We start from the raw sequence: 2,241 nt of genomic DNA, 5'->3' as shown, positions 1-2,241 counted from the left end.
TTTGCAGCGCCTCCCTAAGCAACCGACCATTCAAGACGCGGGCTGTAAGAAAACATTTCCCGGTACGCCGGATATTACCCGATTAGGCAATGACACCTGTCACGCCCTACACTTCGCGGGTCTTTTGTTCAGGATCAGCCCGTGACTTCCAGCATTTTCTGGTACGACTACGAAACCACCGGCATCAACCCGCGCAATGACCGTGCGCTGCAGATGGCCGGCATCCGCACCGATACCGAACTCAATGAAATCGCGCCGCCGGTCAATCTTCATTGCCAGCTAAGTGACGACATTCTGCCCCATCCCGTTGCGTGTATGATTACCGGAATAACGCCGGCCACGCTGGCGGAAAAAGGCTTGTGCGAGGCGGATTTCATGACCCGCGTACATGCCGAACTATCTGCGCCAGGGACATGTGGTGCGGGTTACAACACCTTGCGTTTTGACGATGAAGTCACGCGTTACAGTTTTTATCGCAACTTCTTCGACCCTTATGCACGCGAGTGGCAGGGCGGTAACAGCCGCTGGGATCTGATTGATGTCGTGCGCGCGGCCTATGCATTACGCCCCGACGGCATTGTCTGGCCCGAACAGGACGGTCGCGTCACACTCAAGCTGGAACGACTGACTGCTGCCAACGGCATTGATCATGGACAGGCGCATGATGCGTTATCCGACGTGCGTGCAACTATTGCCCTGGCGCGCCTGATTCGTGAAAAACAGCCGAAGCTTTATGACTACCTGTTCGCATTACGCAGTAAACAGAAAGTCCAGGAGCAGGTTCGTCTGATGCAGCCACTGGTGCATATATCGGGACGTTTTTCTGCGGCACGCAATTACCTTGGCGTGGTGCTGCCGTTGGCATGGCACCCGCATAACCGCAACGCGCTGATCGTCTGTGACCTGCACCTTGACCCTTCACCGTTGTTGCAAGACGACGCTGAAATACTCAAGCAGCGTTTATATACCCGGCATGAAGCGCTGGGGGAAGGCGAATTGCCGGTGCCGCTCAAATTACTGCATATAAACCGTTGCCCGGTGATAGCCCCCCTGGGGGTGCTACGCAGCGAAGATCAGCAGCGGCTGCAACTGGATATGGCGGGCTACCAGGCACGCGCAACGCAGTTGAGTGAGAGCCGTGAAGTTTGGCAGGATAAACTGAGCGTCCTTTATGGCAAGGAAGATTTTGCTGCAAGTGAGGATCCAGAACAGCAGTTATATGACGGTTTTATCGGTGACCGTGATCGTCGACTGTGCGAGCAAGTTCGGCAAGCCGAGCCCGAACAACTGGCACGTGACGCGTGGCCGTTTGATGACGCCCGCTTGCCTGAATTGTTATTCAGGTACCGCGCTCGTAACTTTCCTGACACCTTGAGCAGTGAAGAGCAACAGCGGTGGCAGGACTTCTGTCAGCAGCGGCTGAGCGACCCGGAACGGGGGGCGCCCAATACCCTGAAGGACTTTGCGACTGCGCTGGCTGAATGCTCTCTTAGTGCCGCGCCAGAGCAGTTGGAGGTATTGCGCCAATGGCAGGATTACGCGCAGGCGCTGAGTAAACGTCTGGGTGTATAAATAACGGACAATAAAAAACGCCAGCAGGCTGGCGTTTTTGCAATCGCAATGAAGCGCGAGCGTTTGAAGCTTAGCCCAGCAGAGTGGCCCAGCTTTCGACGTCGTCACTGCCCCACTTGGCTTTCCACTCTTTCAATGTCTTGTGGTTGCCACCTTTGGTTTCGATGACTTCACCGTTGTGCGGGTTCTTGTATTGCTTGACCTTGCGGGCGCGTTTGGTACCGGCAGGTTTAACAGCGCCGCCACGGGGGGCTTTGTTTACCTTGGCATCCGGATCCAGCAGGGCAATGATGTCACGCAGCGACTTTTGATATTCGCCCATCAGCGTACGCAGTTTGCCTTCGAATTCCAGCTCGGTTTGCAGTTTGTCGTCTTGCGACAGGTTCTTCAAACGGGCTTGCAGTTCTTTGATGGCTTCTTCTGTGGCGCGGTATTCGTTGATCAGGGACATGAGGAGACCTTATGTTGTGTAGGTTGCAGGGATACAGTGGGGCAATAATAGTCACTGTAAATGAGCAAGTAAACATTAAATAAAAGTTTTATTTGAATTATTTAGCAATATACACGCGTCCTACAGACGTCTGAACTATGCAAGCGCCGAGCCCCCTTCAAAAGATCCTCGCTATAAAGCCCTTCTTTATATAGGTTTTGTTAGGAGGGTGTAGACAA

The 2,241-nt window shown here is 53.9% G+C and carries 2 protein-coding genes; one reads left to right on the top strand and one right to left on the bottom strand.

Annotation, left to right across the window (positions count from 1 at the left end):
* Positions 1-141: 141 nt before the first annotated feature.
* Positions 142-1,572: an exodeoxyribonuclease I gene (gene sbcB, locus ALO64_RS20100; RefSeq protein WP_004658864.1), complete on the top strand. Its 1,431-nt coding sequence runs from the start codon at positions 142-144 to the stop codon at positions 1,570-1,572.
* Between the two features lie 70 nt (positions 1,573-1,642).
* Here sbcB and mvaT read toward each other — a convergent pair whose 3' ends face one another.
* Positions 1,643-2,023 carry a histone-like nucleoid-structuring protein MvaT gene (gene mvaT / locus ALO64_RS20095; RefSeq protein ID WP_002554971.1) on the bottom strand — a complete coding sequence of 127 codons (381 nt, stop codon included), beginning with the start codon at positions 2,021-2,023 and terminating at the stop codon, positions 1,643-1,645.
* Between the last annotated feature and the right edge of the window lie 218 nt (positions 2,024-2,241).

It is taken from the genome of Pseudomonas meliae (assembly GCF_001400515.1).
GTDB classification, from domain to species: Bacteria; Pseudomonadota; Gammaproteobacteria; order Pseudomonadales; family Pseudomonadaceae; genus Aquipseudomonas; species Aquipseudomonas amygdali.
This window is presented reverse-complemented; position numbering and strand designations above follow the sequence as displayed.

Bases quoted from the DNA above. Each gene is read 5' to 3' on its own strand.
- mvaT (WP_002554971.1), bottom strand. From the start codon at position 2,023: ATGTCCCTGATCAACGAATACCGCGCCACAGAAGAAGCCATCAAAGAA.